Raw genomic sequence first — 16,974 nt, 5'->3', positions numbered from 1 at the left:
TCGTGTCGAACAAAATCGACGCGCCCGCGAGCCATCTCATCGAGTTGTACGCGATGAGATGGCGCATCGAGACGTTCTTCAGAGACACCAAGCAGGACCTCGGTTTTGGTGACTGCGAGCTCCGGCATGCCGCAGGTGCCAGTCGGCACTGGCACCTGCTGATGCTGGCCTACAGCCTCCTTAAGCTGGGTGCTGCACACAGCGCTCTTGGAACGATTCTCGGTCATGCAGCGTCGCTACGTGCCGATATCAAACGATCCTTCCGCGAAGGCGTCGAGAACCTCATCTCCTGGGCACTGAATAGCCCGAACCGAAGCACCGACGAGCTAATGCAAGAAATCGAGGGTATCTTCGTCTAACGTGCGAAGTCAAGTAAGTATAGACCGGTTGGCGGCGGGTCTCGTTTGGAACTGTGCGTGTCCCGGACTGGACGAATCTAATTCCCCGGTAGCTCCTATCGATGCGGATGTAGTATGTCCCATTGTCAGTGTACGCAGGCGGCTTTCGGGTTGTCACCAGATGGCCGGACGCGACTGTCTGCGCTGTGATGGTCTGGCCCTCCGGTGAGAGGGTCTCGAAATGAGCGGCCCGCTGCTCCATGTCTGGCGCGTCTTCAACGACAAACTCGTGTGTTGGACCGAACATCAGCGGGAACAACTGGACGGCAGCGACGAGGACAACCGCGATCCCGAGCCCGAGAACGAGCAGCCCGGGGACACGTCTGAGAGCGGGTTGGTTCACTACAATCCAGTGATAGATGAGTTATAGTAAATGTCTTGTGTCACTAAGGTGTTTGTCACTGTCTCCTCTCTATTGAGCAGTTGTCCGAATCTGGATGGAACACCGGTCACTAAGCGTGCGGAGTGAGCGATTAGATGGTGGTGACCACAAGACATTTGCGGGGATATCGGGCATGACAGAGTATGGTTTCTTTCCCTCCGCGAGAGCGACTGCCTGCTCTTTGCTTGATTCTTGTTGGGGTGACTCTCTGTGCGTCAGGGATTTTCTGGATTGGCCCGACGAACGGGTATTCTGTTGACCAGACAGAAACAGCAGTTGCAAGTTTCGCTGAACTGCCAGCAGACGCCCAACGTATCGTCGAGGAGGGCAGTGGTTCTGGTCCAGTCACCGTCGAAGACGTTCCTGATGAGTTCAGTCCGAACAGCGCAACCCTGGTTCGACACGGAGACAACTCATTCTGTGTATACACAGAGGAGAATTCAGGCGCCAACCAGACTGTCAGCGTTAGAGACTGTACTGACGTCACGTTCGATTTTGAACGCCTCTCTCCGCGCGGGAAAGCAATCGTGTCTGTGACACTCGACAGTCCAAATAATGAGATTACTCTCAATCAGGACGTGCCGCAGGAGTTTTCTGCCGGACCGGGAGATTCTGGTGACTTCTACCCTCCTCAAGGGAATAATCGTGTTGAGAATGGGAACTACTATATTATCAAAAACGACACAGTCTATCATTTTACCATCCAAGGACCTGGCGGGTTAGCATTTGGGAGCACGATACTCTTCGGGTTGTTCGTCATCAGCGGACTCGCACTCACCCTGTACGGGTTGGTTAGCTATGCCCGCTCGAAGGTGTACACTCCGCTGATGCTCCTGGCAGGAGTGTCCGTGTACGCTCTGCCGCCACTACTCAGTCTGGTCCGACTCCATCAACAGTCGCTCTGGTTGAACACGCAACCAAGCCATCTCATCGCAGTCGTCTTATTTTTCCTGTCAGGTCTGTCAGTGGCCTTCTACGAGGAATACCAACAGAACGAGGAAGCCTGAATTAAACCCTGCGGCTACAGAGTGGTCTATATTTATTCTGTACTGACTGATTCGGGAGTCTGATTCCAGCTCTTCAGTGGGGTCCGCGTTCACAGGGCTTCTCTCGACTCATTTTCTGAGCACTGTGCCGCAGCAAGGTTTAGGTATATACGAGAGCATAGCATGTGTATATGTCCGACGCAGACACGAGTACGGGAGATGACGGCCCCGAGATGGTGCAAATCAATCTCCGGCTCAGTAAGGCGTTTCTCGACGATATCGACTCGACGTGGCAGGAGCAGGGATTCAACTCTCGGAGTGAGTTCCTCCGCTATGCGGCCCGAGACGCGGTAAAACACCCCGAATTCTCCAGAGAAGGCTGGAAACAGGTCGCGGCGAGCGAACACGACCTTCGCTCGGGCAACGCTGAACTCGTGTCGCGCGAAGAAGTCGTCGAGATGATGGACCGGGACGAGGATGCCGAGTGAAGACAACTGGACGTGGAAATTCACGCTACAGGCTGTGGACCAGTTCGACTCGCTCGACCCGCACGCACAGGACCGTCTCGTCTCGAAACTCGACGAGGTTGTCGAGTCAGAATGGCGCGAACCCGACGAGTTCCTCGACCCGCTCACTGGCGGGCCATTTTCGAAACTCCGAGTCGGACAGTATCGACTCGCCTGTACGCTTGACCGAACCGGGTCAGTGCTGGAAGTCCACCGGATCGAACATCGGAGCGGGGCCTACACTGCTGACGACGACTGATTGGACCTGAGCTTAGAACCACAAGGCGACATCGGGATTAATACGATTCTTTCACGTGGTGTGTCGAAACCCCGGCGAGTCCCTCTCTGGCTTGATTGTCATCTTCGGGTGTTTTCGGGTCTCTACCGCTTACTATGTATGGCATTCCTGAACTCGGGTAGAATTCGTTACGGTTCCTGGCGGAGGTTATCGCTGGCTTGGATTCGTGTTCTGGGACACTTCTCTGGTGGAACCGGACGTTCCTCCGGAAACAGATTCCGTTCTAACAACCCTCGTTTTCTGCAAAACAACGGTTACTCCGCGCTGGATACACAGGAGAAGGATACGTTAGATGTATCTGTCCAGATATCAGTTGGGAGCAGAACCAAATGGTTTTGCGTCTACTACACTATACTATTCCCAATGGAAAGGCAGTCCCACCACGTCAACTCGTCGCGTTCCTCCGCGAGTGTGTTCGATTGTACTGGCGACACGGGAGTTGGGTGGACGCTTCTGTGTGCCCACTGGCTCGCAACATGACGCTGTACGATCGCGTCGCGGGCCTCCCGCTGACGATATCGGGCTCAGATCGGACCAGCCGCTGCCGAGAGATGGCAGGTGAGGCGACTCGCGTCACATCGACGTTCGTCCTGCTGGGAGAGGATGAGTTCGGCGCCGGCGAAGACGTCACGCACGAGCCTGTGGACCACGAGGCGTTGCCCGAGCCACTGACGTTCGATTTCGCGGGCGAGTATACCTTCGACGAGTTCTCACAGTCACTCAAGGCTGTAGACCTCTTCCCGACAAAGCCCCCCGAGTACGAAATCTCGAGAACGTACCGACGCTGGGCGGTCGAGAGCGCTGCACTTGACCTTGCGCTCAAGCAAAACGACACGACACTGGCGTCCCGTTTTGGTCGGGAGCGAGCACCGGTTCGGTTCGTTGCCAGCCCCCCGGTCCCGGACGGAGACCCGACTCGAGTCGGGGAGATACTCGCGGTCAACCCTGCCTGCGAGTTTGCACTTCAGCCGACCGACGCGTGGACCGCGGACACCTTCGCGACGCTCGCGGAGACCGACGCTGTCCGCGTCCTCGATTTGAACGACCAGCCCGAGGGAGTCGACGACGGTCGAGCACCGGACTTTGCGCTCTATCACCGGGTCTTCGAGACGTTCCCCGACGGCGTCGTGGCAGATCCTGCCGTCTCCGACGACGTTCGCGACCTTCTCGCGACGAATGCGGAGCGCCTCTCGTGGGGGAGGTCAATCCGCAGCGTTGCCGACCTCCGTGACGCGCCGTTCGAGCCGAACTGGTGTTCAATCGCCCCGTCGCGATTCGGAACCGTCCGGTCGCTTCTCGAGACCATCGAGTACTGTGAGGACCAGGACATCAATATGTACGGCGACGGGCAGTGTGAACTCTGTGTCGGGCGTGGGCATATCCAACTGCTTGCGTCACTGTTCTACCCTGACGGGCCAAACGACGTCGCGCCGCGAGCGTACAACAAACCGACGACAAAAACGGACCTGCGCGCGAGCCCTCTCGAGCCGCCCGAGGACCCGACTGGGGCGGAGTGGAAGCACCTCGAATTCGAGTAGCGGAGCATTGAGGTGTCGGCGCCGACTGTATTCCCACGACGAATTCGCGCCCGACGAGCACAGATGCCATTTGGCTCCATTCTCCGTTCTGGAGCCAGACGAACGTAACACGATGTTCCACGTGACCGCTGTGTTGGCTGATCTCCTGTTGTGTCGGGCACTCTTTTCAACCCCAGCGGTTGCACGTCAGGCGATACTCTCACGCAGAGATGAACACGAACGTACGGCTGGTCGTGTTCATATTGCATCGAGCCAGTGTGCTGAACACGACCCATCTCTCGAACGCAAACCACTGTGACGAGCTCCACAGGTCGGTGCGTGAGTGACCCGTCTCCCACTGAGCAACCGCCCGTCGTGTTCGCAAAGGGCGGAACCCCGCCCACAACCTCAATACTGTCCAGCCCAACACACGGCTGTGACACGCGAGGCCGCACGCACAGGGTTCGAGCAGTTCGTTGAGGACGCTATCCAGGTGACCGCCGAGCAGTTCAGCGTCTCCCGGGCGCTTCGACAGGGTGTTCGCGGACCTGGTGGGAAAGCTGTCGACCAGTTGTTGAAAGACTCCGAGACGCTGTGGCGACGGGTCGTCCAGCCGGAACTCGACGCCTATCGCGACCAGATCCTCGCACAGTTCGACATCGTCCTCGATTACACCGAGAGCGACGCGGGCATCAACGCCTACCGTGAGGAATTGCTGGCGGTCGACTCCTACGCTGAGGCGCTTCGCGATGACATCGGAACCCAACGGCGAGTGGAGTTACACGACAGATTAGTTGCCCGTCAGCAGGGGCTCGGCGACGCAGTGACGCCCATCGTCGAGGCAGAGGCTGACGACTTCTGGCAGGCAGCGGCGGCAACGTTCGACCGCGAGCAGGCGACGGCACTCGTCGAAGACCATTTCACGTTCACGTCGCCGCTGCGCGAGCATCGGTCCGCGTTTCGGATGCAAACGAGCTTCGACCCGGGGGACGTTCTCGGTGGACTGGGTTCGCTGCTTGGTAGTGGATTGCCGACAGTCGAGGTGGAGTACACTGACGAGGCGTTGCGGTCGATGCGCCGGGCCGAGCAGACGGTCATCGCAGAGACGAAGCGGGAACTCGACCACCACTTCTAGACGGCGACCCAGCACCAGGCAGCGAACTGGGCGAGTGCCAGCGTGACCATCGCGGTGACAGTCAGCCAGGGGACGTGTCGTCTCGTATAGCCGAGCGCGCCCACGACGAGCAGCGGCGCGGCGACGACGCTCGCGAGTGCGACTGGTCGCGGGAGGACGGTTGGCTGGAGGACGACGACGGCGACAGCGGCCAGGAGTGCAACGGAGACGTAGACGGCACGGAGTCGCTGGCGGGGCCACTGGACGGCTAGCGTGTTCTTTCCGACGGCAGCGTCGGCCTCGCGGTCGGGCCACTGGGTCGCAAAGAGGTTCAGGAGGACGACCAGAAAGAACGGAATCGAAGCGAGCGCAACGTGGCCCAGTGGACCACCGACGACGGCCGCGCCGTAGACTGGGAGGACGAGTCCGCCGAGTGCGGCGTTGTCGAGTTCGCCCCAGCCACGCCAGGCGAGTTCGAGCGGGCCGAGCGAGTACTGCCAGCCGAAGACGGCGATGAGTGCGAGCAGTGCGAGCGCAACTGGTGGGAGAACGCCGCTCGCGGTGAACAGGAGTGCCAGACCGAGACCGAATGCGAGCAGCCAGACCGCCGCGCGGCGGACGACACGGCGGTCGAGACCGGAGGCGGGGAGAGCGCCGCTCCCGCCGGAGAAGGGGGTTCGGTCGGTCAACGCATCAGTTTCGTAGTCGGCGTACTCGTTGGCGTAGTGGACGCTGACAGCAATCGGCAGGAGCACACCGAGTCCGACGACAAGGGCGGCCAGCGAGACAGTGACACCGCTGGCGTCTGCAATCTTCACGCCGAGTACGTAGACGCCCGCGATGAGGAGTAACTGTGCCGGGCGGCTGGCGGCCCAGAGGACGCGACTCTTCTCTACCCGTGCCATCGTCGAGTATTGGGGTGGATACATCTTCACTCACACGCCCCAGAAGACGGCGATGCCGAGCGTTGTGACGACCGCGAACAGCAACTGGAGCGGGCCGCCGACGCGGACGTAGTCGGTAAAGCGGTACCCACCGGGGCCGTAGACGAAGAGGTTCGTCTGGTAGCCAACCGGCGTCATGAAGGCCGTCGAGGCAGCGAAAGTGACCGCGAGGACAAAGGAAATCCGAGGAGCAGCGAGCTGGACAGCCGTCTCGTAGGCGACTGGAATCATCAACACGACGCTGGCGTTGTTGCTGATGACGTTCGTCAGGAGCGCGGTGACGACGTAGACGAGCGCGAGGACGCCAAGCGGGGGAAACAGGCCCGCCGACTGGACGACGACGTCCGCGAGTAGCGTTGCACCACCGGTCACTTCGAGCGCGATACCGAGCGGGATAACACCAGCAAGCAGGAAGATAACGTCCCACTGGACGGCGTCGTAGATTTCCGTGGGTTTGAGACAGCCGGTGACGACCATCCCGAGTGCGCCGGCGAGTGCGGCAGCGGCGATGTGAATCGGCGTCACCGCCGCCGCGAGAACGACGGCGGCGACGATGCCGACGGCGACGGCCGTCTTCGACTTCCGGAAGTTGGGGCGTTCGACCTCCTGTGCGACGATGAAATCGGGGCTGTTGTTGAGACGGTCGATGCTCGCCGTGTCGCCCTGGACGAGCAGTGTGTCTCCGACGCGGAGCCTCACGTCATCCATCCGGCGGTGGATGACCTCGTCACCGCGTCGGATGGCGAGCACTGCCGCGTCGTAGCGCTGGCGGAAGTTCGTGCTCGCGAGTGATTCGCGGACGAGCGCAGACCCTGGAGCGACGACGACTTCGACGAGATTGCTGGGCTCTTCTGGGGCTTCGAGTTCCGCGTCGGTAATCTCGGCTTCCGGGAGGTGGTCGAGACCGTCCACATCGAGCAGTTCGACCAGCGTATCCCGGTCGGTCCGCAGTGCGAACACGTCGCCCGGCCGAATCACCTTCGAACCGAAGGGCTCCATGAAAGTGCGGTCCTCGCGAATCATCTGCAACAGGTCGACGTCAAGATCAGTTTCCGCCAGCGCCGAGGCGACGGTCCGGCCGATCAGCGGTGAGTCCTCGCGGACGACCACTTCGGTGAGGTACTCGCTCATCTCGAACTCGGCAGTGAGGTCGGACCTTGGCTTGATTCGGGCCGGCGTGAGCCACCGTCCGACTGTCATCAGATACGCTGCGCCGACGACGGTGAGGATGACACCGAGTTGCGTGAACTCGAACATCGAAAAGCCCTGGCCAGTGCCTTCGAGAGAGGCAAAGAGGTCGCTGGCGAGGATGTTCGTCGAGGTGCCGATGAGCGTCAGCGTGCCGCCGAACATCGAGGCATACGAGAGCGGCAGTAACAGTTTCGAGGGGGAGTTTTTCGCGCGGTGGGCGAGGTCCGAGACCATTGGGAGGAGAATAGCGACGGCAGCGGTGTTGTTGATGAACCCGGAGAGTGGGCTGACGATGCCGATTGTCGCACCCAGCTGGCGAGTCTCGCTGTCGCCGGTGAGTGTGGCGACGAAGTGGCCGAGTCGCTGGATGACGCCGGTTCGCTGCACGCCGGCAGAGAGGATGAACATCGCTAATACGGTGATGGTCGCGGTGCTGGCAAAGCCAGAGAGACCGCTGTCGAGTGCAACCGAGAGGTCGGCCCCGGCTGGCCGGAGGACGAACAGCGGTTGCGTGAGTGCGCCCGCATCCGCCAGCGCCTGCGTGAGTGGGTCAACGAGCACCAGCGCAACGAGGATACCGATCGCAGTGACGTCGACGGGAACCGGCTCCGTGGCGAAGAAAACCAGCGCCACGAGAATGAGCACGAAGACAAAGCCCATCGCCGGCGTAACTGCGGGTGACACGTCTCGACACTCTCGGGGATAGACAAAAAGGACAGCGATGGCGGCGCTCGTCGCGGCTCAGCGCTCGTCGTCGCGCAACTCCATCCGGGCGACGATGTCGTAGGCGTCCTGGCCCTTTCGGATGCCGTCGAGGATGGCAAAGGCGTCGGACGGCGAGAGGAAGTGACGGGTCACCGCACGCCCGAGCGGGGTCGGCTCCAACCCGTCGATAAACTCGTACTCTAGCAGTTTACCCAGGGCGTGTTTCGTCGGTACCTCACCGACCATCGACTCGTTGAGTCGCTTCGCGCCGGAGCCGGCGACGGTGATGTTCGCCAACGTCTCCGCGACGGCGCTCTCCTCGTCGTAGCGGGTCGTCACCGACTCCATCTCACCCTTCAGTAATTTGAACGCGACTTCGTCTTCGGTCATCTCCTGGGAGTTGTGATAGACGCCGTCCGGTTCGACCAGCACGTAGACGGTGCCCTTGTCGTGGTAGTCAGGTCGACCCGCGCGGCCGAGCATCTGGTGGAACTCCTGGACGCTGAGCCACTCGATACCCATCGCCAGCGAGTCGAAGACGACCTGCGAGGCGGGGAAGTCGACACCGGCGGCGAGTGCGGCCGTCGTCACCACGGCGGCCAGTTCCTGGTCTGCGAACTGTCCTTCGACGCGCTTGCGCCGCTTGTGGTCCAGTCCGGCGTGGTACGGTGCTGATGAGTACTCCAGTTTGCGGGAGATCTCGTGACAGCGCCGCCTGGAATTGGTGAAGATGATGGTCTGGCCACGGTAGCCCTTGCTCGATTTCGTGTCGAACGCGCGCCTGACGAGTTTGTTCTCGATATTTAACTTCTCGCGGCCCTCCGCGAAGGTGACGTGTCGTTCGATGGGAACGGGTCGCTCCTCGAACTCGATGAGCGTCGCTTCGAGCGCAGCGGCCAGCCGCTTGGGATTGCCCACCGTCGCCGAGAGATAAATCCACTGCGTGTCACCCGTGCTCAACTGCCGACAGTAGTATTTCAGCCGGGCAATCAGCCCATCCAGACGGTGGCCCCGTTCGTCCTCACCGAGGGTGTGGACCTCGTCGATGACGACAGTCCCGATGTCGCCCAGGTCGCGGCCGACCCGGAGCGAGTGGTCGATACCTTCGTAGGTACCGACGATGATGTCGGCGTCGGGGTCGAAGCGATTGCCGTCGTCGTTGATGCGGCTCGCACCGACGCGGAGGGTCACGTCGGCGATGTCGCCGTAGCGCTCCTCGAACTCCCCGTACTTCTGGTTTGCCAGTGCGACGAGCGGGACCAGAAAGAGGAGCTTCCCCTTGCCGTTGAGCGCCCGGTCGAGGCCGGCCATCTCGCCGACGAGCGTCTTTCCCGTCGCCGTTGCGCTCACGACGAGCTGGTCCTGTCCGTCGGTCGCGCCGTTGGCGACTGCGAGACTCTGGACCGGCAGGAGCGTATCGAATCGCGATTCCAGTTTCGACTGGATGCCGGGGTGGAGACTGAGGTCGCTGGTCGGGACGGGGTCGACGTCCTCGACGGTGGCGCTAATCTCGTCGAACTTCGTCAGGTCGGGGTCGAGTTCGCCTTTCAGGAGGTTCTCGATGCGGTCTAAGTCCTGTACGTCGAGGAGGAGCTCTTCGAGGCGTGCGCGGGCGTCGCCGGTAATCGAGCCGTGGTAGGCGAGTTCCTTGTCCAGGCGCTCGCGGGCGCAGTCCGGACAGATCTCCTCCTGGTCGGCGCTGATTGCCGTCTCGGCGGTGATGGGTGAGTAGCGACCGTCTCTGGCACAGAACCGGCACGTTCGGACGACCTTCGCGTCGAGCTGGTAGGCGTCGAGCATCGCGCGCAGTCGGTTGCGGCCGTGGACGGAGGTCTGTTCGGAGATACGGATACGACCGGCTCGCCGGGCGAGTTCGACGAACTCGTCGGGGCTGCGGAGCTCCTCGCTGGTGCCGTCGATGACCCGGAGTCGGGCCGGTCGGGGACCGGCGTCTATCTGCTTGAGTTCGAGGCGGCCGTGGAACACTCGGTCTCCGTCGCGCTGGACGACCACGCGGTAGTCGTCGCCGTCTTCGTGGAGAAAGAGCGTGTCCACGCGAGCGACCTGCTGTGACACAGTCAGTGCTACGCGGTGGGCGGTACTTCAGTTGCTCGGAGCAGCACTGTCAGACGGGCTGCTCTGACTCTCAGTCCTCGACCAGACGAATATCGTCGTCACCGGTCGGCACAGCACAGATGAACGCTCCCTCTTCGTCTCCATCGTTGCGGTACCAGTGAACGACGCCGGCGGGGATGTGGATGGCATCGCCAGCGCTGACGGTGTACTCCTCCTCTCCGATACCCACGACGTACTCTCCACTGAGGACGTACTGTTCGTGCTCGATGTCGTTCGTGTGTCTCGGCACTTCGCCGCCGACAGCCAGCGTAAAGCGCCGGAGCGCGACATTCGGTGCGCCGTGCGTTTCGTTGATGAGGATTCCTTTTTCGAGGCCAGCGGCAGCGTCAACGGGCTCGTACTCGATGTCATCGTGACGGCGAAGCAGTCCTCGTTCGGCGTGGTTGTGGTCTGAATCGCTCATGGAGTGCCGTTCGATGGCGAGCGGCTAATACTGTTGGACGTAACTTCGTAAAGATATTCGCCACCCCGGGGTGGCGAAATTCTTGAAAGGCTTACGTCCGACAGTATAAGCAGTGTCGCCGGAACGGGTCGTTCCACACTGCCGTCGAACCACGCTTTAAGAGTACGCCAGTCGTAGGTTCGGGTATGCGCCGGTTTCGTATCGGTTCGGCCTTCGGCATCCCTATCAAACTGGACCTGACCTTCCTGCTCGTCCTCCCGCTGTTTGCCTTCGTCATCGCGATACAGGTCGAAACCTGGACGGGAATGCTCAACCAGTTCTGGACAGCCAACATCGACCCGGCTCCGCTCTCGGACCCGCCGGTCTCGTGGATACTCGGGCTGACGGCTGCGCTCGGCCTCTTCGCTGGTATCGTTCTCCACGAACTGGGCCACTCGCTGGTGGCGATGCGCTACGGCGTCGCTATCGACTCGATTACGCTCTGGCTTTTCGGTGGTATCGCTCAACTTGAGGAATTTCCAGACGAGTGGCAACAGGAACTGTACGTCGCCATCGCCGGACCTATCGTCAGCGTCGCGCTGGGCGTCGTCTCCTACGGAGCGTTTCTCCTCGTGCCGCCGTCCGAGACGCTAGCGCTGGAGGCGACTCGATTCCTGCTGGGGTATCTGGCCGTGATGAACGTCGCGCTGGCGGTGTTCAACATGCTTCCGGGATTTCCGATGGACGGTGGGCGCGTCCTGCGGGCGTTGCTCGTTCGGAACCGTCCGTACGCACAGGCGACGAAGATTGCTGCGGAGGTCGGCAAGGTGTTCGCTATCTTCCTCGGACTGGCTGGCGTGTTCGTCGTGTTCAACCCCTTCCTGATTGCGCTTGCCTTCTTCATCTACATCGGCGCGTCCAGCGAAGCCCAGCAGACCATCATGCGCGCGGCCTTTGAAGGCGTCGTCGTCGCCGACATCATGACGCCGGCCGACCGGGTCGAGACGGTCGACGAGGACACCTCGGTCGCCACGCTCGTCGAGAAGATGCTCGCGTATCGGCACACCGGCTACCCGGTCGAACGAGACGGTGAGATCGTCGGTATCGTCACGCTGGAGGACGCACGTGCAGTCAGGGATGTCGAGCAGGAAGCCTACACCGTCGGCGACGTGATGTCGAGGGACATCCACACTGTTCACCCGGCGGCCGATGTCATGGAGGCACTCACGGAGATGCAGGAGAACAGCATCGGCCGACTCATCGTCGCCGACGAGGAGTTCGCGGGGCTGTTGACTCGCACGGATATCATGACCGCCCTGTCGATTATCAAAACGAGTGGACAGTTCGATAAACCCTCGACTGAGGCGGGTGAGACCGACGGCTGGCAGTCTCAGCCCTGAAAGCCAGCACACTGATAACGCGCGCTGGTGTACCCTCTCTGTATGAGTAAAGACCCGTCCGACCTCGACCCCGAGACGCTCGTCCATCTGGGCTGTATCGAGACGTTGAACCGGGGCGATGTCGAGAAAACACACCAGTTCTACACCGATGACGCGATCTACTCCACTGCTGGTATCGAGGATGGCACTGTCGAGGACCTCGTCGACCAGGCCAGAATGTGGCAAGAGGCCGTCCCCGACCTCGAAGCCGACATCACTGAGACTGTCGTCGGCGGTGACGAGATCACGTTCGAGTACGTCGTCCGCGGCACCCAGAAGGACGAACTCGCAGACATCCCGCCGACAGGGGTATCCTTCGAAGCGAAAGGCGTCGGCGTTGCCACACTCGAGGATGGCCTCATCGACGAGTACACGCTCGTCTTCGACCGTTTCGGGATGTTCCAGCAACTCGGTGTCGTCTGAAAGCCGCCGTTCTGTCTGGACACTCTCTTGGAAACTCCTGTTGAATTTCTTGACGTTTATTCCAGACTATTTGCCAGAGAAACTGATACGAACGTATATGCGAATGAGGGTTGTTGGCATACAGTGCGATGCGACCAATTCCACATGTCCGAAAGACGGAGGGAGAGACGGACGAGCGCACTCGTCTGACAGGCCGGCGAAAACGGACGGAGCGTGAGCCGGAGGACGACGAAGCGTGGCTCGCTGTTCAGGAGTTCTGAGCGAGAGACCACGGTATCTTTTTAGCGAATGCGATCCGGGTAGCTCAGGCTGTGCTTCCGCTGCTCAGTGGCCGGTCGTCGGATTCTACACCGAGTTCACCCCAGAGACGCTCTTTCGATACCTGTCCGAAGTCGGCCTTTCGGTGGCAGGGGAGACACAGCGAAATGACGTTGTCAAGACGGTGTGCGTCGGTCTTTTCGCATCCGTCGCTCTCTGCGAACACCCGCACCGGGACGATGTGGTGAACGTCCGGATTGCGGCTGATGTCGGCTTTTGTCGCCCCACAGAGTACGCATTCGTGACCGTCTCGTTCCAGCGCCTCCCGTCGGACGCGGTTCCACCCCGGACCGTAGTTGCCCGTGTCGCCACCCTTCCAGTTTGGGTGGCCGTCGCCGGTGAACTCCGCAGAGAGCCAGTCGCTGAGACAATCTCGGTCACAGACAGTTACTTCGCCGGTTACGTCGCTCGGGTATCGCCGGACTGACTCATTACAGGCCGCGCATTCGAGCTTCAGTTTCCCTCCTTTCCACTGGGGATTATTATCCCCTTCCAGTGGCGGCTGTTCGCGCCACTGCTCTGTCTCAACACAGTCTGGACAGTACAATCCTTCATTTTCTGATGGGTAATACTCGAACGAGGCCCCGCACAAATCACAACTAGTTGTCTCTTTCCCACCACGGTAGTTCGGATTGTCCATCCCTTCGTACGTCACGGCTGCGTCTCGACACTCGTCTGAACAGTATTTCTTTTTGTACTCACTGTAAAATTGCACCCCACATTTTGCACAGTCACGATTCGGCAATCGCTTGCCGTGGACAGAACTGTGATGTACTCCTAGTCCCCGTCTGCTACCGAACTGCGACTCACACATTGGACACCTGTAGTTTGTCATCAGTTTTGAATTTCCTCTGGTTGATACTAGAATGTCTGCGTACCGGAGTGAAAGTAAAACAGCACCGATGTCTCTCCCGCTCAATTTGTGTTGAGGATATAACAAGTCCAGGCGCGGGAATTGAACCCGCCTCTTGGGCGCCACAGGCCCAAAGGATACCACTACCCCAGCCCGGACACGCTGAGACGCATCTGGATATAGGACTGTGGTACCTGAAATACGTTACGTTACGACTCTCAGGGGTGGCGTCACAGTCTCACACACCCTTTCGAGGGGCTTTTGCCCCTCAACCCCTTACTGCTGGGTACGCGTGGCCATCACGGACAAAATCTACATCAAGAACCACCAGCAACTCGTCTCCCAGATCGAGACCTCGTTCCCCAAGAGTGCCTTCTCCGGGGCGACGCTGGACATTCTCTTTCAGGGCGAGGGGCTGGCCAAACTCGACGACGCCACACAGGACCGCGTTCTCGACTTCGCAGAGGACTTTCTGGACTGTGACTGCCAGGCCAACCCCCACTGTGGCTGTGCCGAGGAAAAGTTCGTCCGCTACCTGCTGGAACTGCGCGAGCAGGGGCTCGGTCCCGACGCTATCGTCGACGTGATGGGCGACGACTACATGCTCTATGCGTATCCGGGCGACGTACTCTCCTTTCTCGACAACAGCGTCCGGACGCTCGAAGCAGTCGAGACGCTCGCGGATGTCGAGGGTCACCACGACGCGGCAAAACAGGCCCAGCAGCTCCGTGGGAATTTAGTCCGGTAAAACGGGCATACCCCAGAACAGTCGCGGTCAGAAGTTCGATTCGTCGAAGCTGCTGCCGATACGGTAGGAGGGCTCGCCATCCTCCTCTTCGCCATCCAGGTCTTCGAGCTGGACGACATCCTCCTGGTCGGCCTCGTCGAGTTCCTGACGGAGCTTCGTCACGTAGCGTTTGTGCTCTTCGAGTTGTTCGCGGAGGTGTTCGGCCTCCAGTTCCAGTCGCTCGTGTTCGCGGACGAAACTCTTGGGTACCTCGACCTTCGGCGGGAAGGTTTCGGCCGTGTCGCTGGCGGAGCCGCTGGATTCGCTGACCTCGTGTTCTGGGACGACTTCGACCTGGCCGTCGTGGGCAACGAGCATGTCCACGTAGTCCCGGAAGACGGCAGACAGCGAGATGTCACGCTCCTCCGCAATATCCCGGAGCGTCTCGAACTTCTCCTGGCTGACGCGAAAGGAGATTGTTTTGTTTTTGTTGCCCATTGCTAGCGTCCTGTCGTCGCTCCGTCCACTTAACGGTTTGTCAGACGATTACACGAAACTGACACGTGCGGAAAAAACTGGACGGCGGCGGGTCTAGCAATTGCAGAGATGGCCTGGCGGTCAGTCTGCGCTGGCTTCGGCCTGTTCGCCTTCGAGACTCTCGAGGGCGTCTTCGACCATCCGCTTGTAGTTCTCGACGGGGCGGTCGTACTGCTCGTGGGCCATCTCGACGTACTCGTCGGCGGTGTCGTTCTGTTCGAACGCCTGAATCCGTTCGATGGTCCGTTCTGCCGTCTCGACGACCCAGCGGTCGCGTTCCCCGTCGCCGACTTCGTTGATGGATTCGGGACGGACAGAGACGTTCACTTCGCCCTCGTCGGTTTCGTAGGTCCGGGGTTTGCCCACGACGGCGACGTAGGCTGGCGGTTCGAGTTCCCGGAGCATTGAGGCGGCGTCGGGCTGGTACTGGCCGGCGTAGGTGAAGAAGGTGTCACCGTTCGGATCGACGACCCGGCCCTGCCAGTATTCGGAGTCCTCGCCCACGTCCTCGGTTTCGGTGAGCGTGCCGACGATGAACACGCGGTTCGCTCGCTGCCCGGTCGGCAGGAGGACGTAGACGGGTGCGCGCTCGTCGTCGCTCTCTTTGAAGGTGTACGTTGCGTCGTTGAACTCGCGTGCGAAGACCCGGCGGGCGACTTCGCGGGTTGGTGTACTCGCCATTTAGATCGACCTCGCTTTGATGAGGGCGGCTTCAGGGTCGACTGCGTCGGTCAGCTGTTCGGTTTCGTTCGCCAGGACGTATCGACCGAGCGTCGGCCCGGTCACGCGGTAGTACCGCCCCAGCGTCTTCTCGCGCATCTCGTCGGCGACGACGGAGGTGTCGAGTGCGTCCATCGCCATCTCCTTTGCCTCTTCGAGCTGGATGCCGGTGAGGTTCTCCGTGGCTTCCTGGTCGAAGATGACCTCGTGGACGCTGTCGCCGTCGTCCAGCACGCCCTTGATACGGAGGTCGAACTCGCCTTCGACTTCCCCGTGTTCGCTGCAACGGCCGTTCTGGAGGACGCGCGTACAGTCCTCCTCGGGACAGCGCTTGATGAGTCCCGACCCGGACTGGATGTCGACGAGCGCGCCTTCGACTTCGATACTGTCGTCGCCGACTTCGATGTCCTCGTCGAGTTCTTCGATGGTCGTCGTCCGGTTGAGCTTCACCGAGAACCGGCCCTCGTACTCGTCGGTGACGACGTTTCGAAGGCTGTAGACGTTGCCTTCCTCGAGTTCGGGGAGGTCGGATTTCGACCACTTGGTGAACTTCACAGTTCCTGTCTCGTCACCGAGCAGTCCCACCTGTGCGACGGCGTCGCTCCGGGCGTCCCAGAGTTCGACGACCTTCGCGGTGATGTCTATCCACTCCTCGGCGGCGTCGATGTCCGTGACTTCCTTCGTCTCGTTGCCCCCGCCACCCATCAGGTCGTCGCGGTCCATACCCGCGTCGTCGAGATAGGTATTGGTGACGCTGCGTCGTGCCTCGCTGACGGGCACTTTGTACTCGTTGACGAGCGTCTCGAGTCGCTCTTGGACCCCCTCCACGGTGAGGTCGAGGCGGTCGGAAAACTGGTCGTGTATCTCCTCTGCGTGGGTACGCAAATCTGTCTCAGTCATTGGTGTTCACTGTCTCCGCGTTGTTTTCGATGGGAGACATACGCTGTTTGATTCCCCCTGATATAAAAAGTTCCGTAGGCGGGGTGAAAGTGGAGCCGTCGGGCGGTGACCGACCGACGTAAGTACCCTGGTGTCGCCCACGCTTCGGTTGGCTGCACAGTCGCCGACGGGATTTAGTGTGCGCCGGCCGAACTACTGGCAATGACCGACCGGGACCGGCTGACGCGCTTTTTGCAGACCACCATTCGGAACGCGGGCCGACAGTACGAGGAGGCCCGGCGCGCGTTCGACAGCGCCCGCCAGAGCGCGCTCGCGGACCTCCCGACTGACGACGAGGGTCGTGCCCAGATTGTCTGTCGCCGCTACGCCGAGCGCCGGGCTGCCCGACTCGATGCCGACGCCAGGCCGGCCTGTTTCGAGAGCGACCACCCAGACTGCCAGGGCTGTGTCGAGGACATCCACGCCGGGTGCGTCGAGACCTGGGAGTAGGCCCGAATC

Annotated in this window: 20 protein-coding genes and 1 tRNA gene; 12 read left to right on the top strand and 9 right to left on the bottom strand. The window is 60.8% G+C overall.

Going from position 1 to position 16,974, the window contains the following annotated elements; all coding sequences use genetic code 11:
- The 7 genes from WDJ60_RS17265 to WDJ60_RS17235 form a co-directional block, all read left to right on the top strand.
- Positions 1–359: transposase (locus WDJ60_RS17265; RefSeq protein ID WP_340101958.1), on the top strand; the 359-nt coding region annotated here is incomplete at its 5' end.
- Positions 360–579: 220 nt separating this feature from the next.
- The gene (locus WDJ60_RS17260; RefSeq protein WP_340101957.1) at positions 580–768 is read left to right on the top strand and encodes a hypothetical protein; all 189 of its coding nucleotides are present in this window, start codon (positions 580–582) and stop codon (positions 766–768) included.
- A gap of 155 nt (positions 769–923) precedes the next feature.
- Positions 924–1,787: a hypothetical protein gene (locus WDJ60_RS17255; protein WP_340101955.1), complete on the top strand. Its 864-nt coding sequence runs from the start codon at positions 924–926 to the stop codon at positions 1,785–1,787.
- A 170-nt stretch (positions 1,788–1,957) separates the two neighbouring features.
- Positions 1,958–2,254, top strand: coding sequence for a ribbon-helix-helix domain-containing protein (locus WDJ60_RS17250; RefSeq protein WP_340101954.1), 297 nt, complete (start codon positions 1,958–1,960; stop codon positions 2,252–2,254).
- Complete coding sequence (locus WDJ60_RS17245) at positions 2,244–2,531, top strand: type II toxin-antitoxin system RelE family toxin (protein WP_340101953.1); 288 nt, start codon at positions 2,244–2,246, stop codon at positions 2,529–2,531. Before WDJ60_RS17250 ends, WDJ60_RS17245 begins: the two co-directional genes overlap by 11 nt.
- A gap of 515 nt (positions 2,532–3,046) precedes the next feature.
- Entirely contained in the window at positions 3,047–4,108 is a 1,062-nt protein-coding gene (locus WDJ60_RS17240) for a hypothetical protein (protein WP_340101951.1), read from the top strand.
- A 415-nt stretch (positions 4,109–4,523) separates the two neighbouring features.
- Complete coding sequence (locus WDJ60_RS17235) at positions 4,524–5,222, top strand: hypothetical protein (protein ID WP_340101950.1); 699 nt, start codon at positions 4,524–4,526, stop codon at positions 5,220–5,222.
- Here WDJ60_RS17235 and WDJ60_RS17230 read toward each other — a convergent pair.
- The 4 genes from WDJ60_RS17230 to WDJ60_RS17215 form a co-directional block, all read right to left on the bottom strand.
- Positions 5,219–6,106, bottom strand: coding sequence for a prenyltransferase (locus WDJ60_RS17230; protein WP_340101949.1), 888 nt, complete (start codon positions 6,104–6,106; stop codon positions 5,219–5,221). The two genes, WDJ60_RS17235 and WDJ60_RS17230, sit on opposite strands and share 4 nt — an antisense overlap.
- 30 nt (positions 6,107–6,136) lie before the next feature.
- Complete coding sequence (locus WDJ60_RS17225; protein ID WP_340101960.1) at positions 6,137–7,996, bottom strand: SLC13 family permease; 1,860 nt, start codon at positions 7,994–7,996, stop codon at positions 6,137–6,139.
- A gap of 81 nt (positions 7,997–8,077) precedes the next feature.
- Positions 8,078–10,117, bottom strand: a complete 2,040-nt coding sequence (locus tag WDJ60_RS17220) for a DEAD/DEAH box helicase (RefSeq protein WP_340101948.1) — start codon at positions 10,115–10,117, stop codon at positions 8,078–8,080.
- Between the two features lie 70 nt (positions 10,118–10,187).
- Positions 10,188–10,580, bottom strand: coding sequence for a cupin domain-containing protein (locus WDJ60_RS17215; protein WP_340101946.1), 393 nt, complete (start codon positions 10,578–10,580; stop codon positions 10,188–10,190).
- Positions 10,581–10,765: 185 nt separating this feature from the next.
- Here WDJ60_RS17215 and WDJ60_RS17210 point away from each other — a divergent pair, with 185 nt between their 5' ends.
- The 3 genes from WDJ60_RS17210 (at position 10,766) to WDJ60_RS17200 (ending at position 12,681) form a co-directional block, all read left to right on the top strand.
- On the top strand, positions 10,766–11,959 hold the full coding sequence (locus tag WDJ60_RS17210; RefSeq protein WP_340101945.1) for a CBS domain-containing protein: 1,194 nt from the start codon (positions 10,766–10,768) through the stop codon (positions 11,957–11,959).
- A gap of 42 nt (positions 11,960–12,001) precedes the next feature.
- Positions 12,002–12,421, top strand: coding sequence for an ester cyclase (locus tag WDJ60_RS17205; RefSeq protein WP_340101944.1), 420 nt, complete (start codon positions 12,002–12,004; stop codon positions 12,419–12,421).
- A 128-nt stretch (positions 12,422–12,549) separates the two neighbouring features.
- Complete coding sequence (locus tag WDJ60_RS17200; protein ID WP_340101942.1) at positions 12,550–12,681, top strand: hypothetical protein; 132 nt, start codon at positions 12,550–12,552, stop codon at positions 12,679–12,681.
- A 44-nt stretch (positions 12,682–12,725) separates the two neighbouring features.
- Here WDJ60_RS17200 and WDJ60_RS17195 read toward each other — a convergent pair whose 3' ends face one another.
- Both WDJ60_RS17195 and WDJ60_RS17190 read right to left on the bottom strand, forming a co-directional pair.
- Positions 12,726–13,394 carry an HNH endonuclease gene (locus WDJ60_RS17195; protein ID WP_340101941.1) on the bottom strand — a complete coding sequence of 223 codons (669 nt, stop codon included), beginning with the start codon at positions 13,392–13,394 and terminating at the stop codon, positions 12,726–12,728.
- A gap of 285 nt (positions 13,395–13,679) precedes the next feature.
- Positions 13,680–13,750 (bottom strand) — tRNA-His (locus WDJ60_RS17190).
- 134 nt (positions 13,751–13,884) lie between these two features.
- Between WDJ60_RS17190 and WDJ60_RS17185 the strand changes: the two genes are divergently transcribed.
- On the top strand, positions 13,885–14,340 hold the full coding sequence (locus WDJ60_RS17185; RefSeq protein ID WP_340101940.1) for a DUF5814 domain-containing protein: 456 nt from the start codon (positions 13,885–13,887) through the stop codon (positions 14,338–14,340).
- A gap of 27 nt (positions 14,341–14,367) precedes the next feature.
- Here WDJ60_RS17185 and WDJ60_RS17180 read toward each other — a convergent pair whose 3' ends face one another.
- From WDJ60_RS17180 to WDJ60_RS17170, 3 genes are all read right to left on the bottom strand, one after another.
- A complete protein-coding gene (locus WDJ60_RS17180; protein WP_340101938.1) occupies positions 14,368–14,817 on the bottom strand; it encodes a DUF8146 domain-containing protein in 450 nt (149 codons plus the stop codon).
- Between the two features lie 120 nt (positions 14,818–14,937).
- On the bottom strand, positions 14,938–15,537 hold the full coding sequence (locus WDJ60_RS17175; protein ID WP_340101937.1) for an RPA family protein: 600 nt from the start codon (positions 15,535–15,537) through the stop codon (positions 14,938–14,940).
- Complete coding sequence (locus WDJ60_RS17170) at positions 15,538–16,476, bottom strand: replication factor A (protein ID WP_340101935.1); 939 nt, start codon at positions 16,474–16,476, stop codon at positions 15,538–15,540. It lies immediately after the preceding gene.
- A 201-nt stretch (positions 16,477–16,677) separates the two neighbouring features.
- Between WDJ60_RS17170 and WDJ60_RS17165 the strand changes: the two genes are divergently transcribed.
- Positions 16,678–16,965, top strand: a complete 288-nt coding sequence (locus tag WDJ60_RS17165; RefSeq protein WP_340101934.1) for a DUF7091 family protein — start codon at positions 16,678–16,680, stop codon at positions 16,963–16,965.
- Positions 16,966–16,974 lie beyond the last annotated feature (9 nt).

It is taken from the genome of Salinibaculum salinum (genome assembly GCF_037645885.1).
GTDB classification, from domain to species: Archaea; Halobacteriota; Halobacteria; order Halobacteriales; family Haloarculaceae; genus Salinibaculum; species Salinibaculum salinum.
The sequence above is the reverse complement of the archived record's forward strand: the minus strand, read 5'-3'. Positions and strand labels throughout refer to the sequence as shown.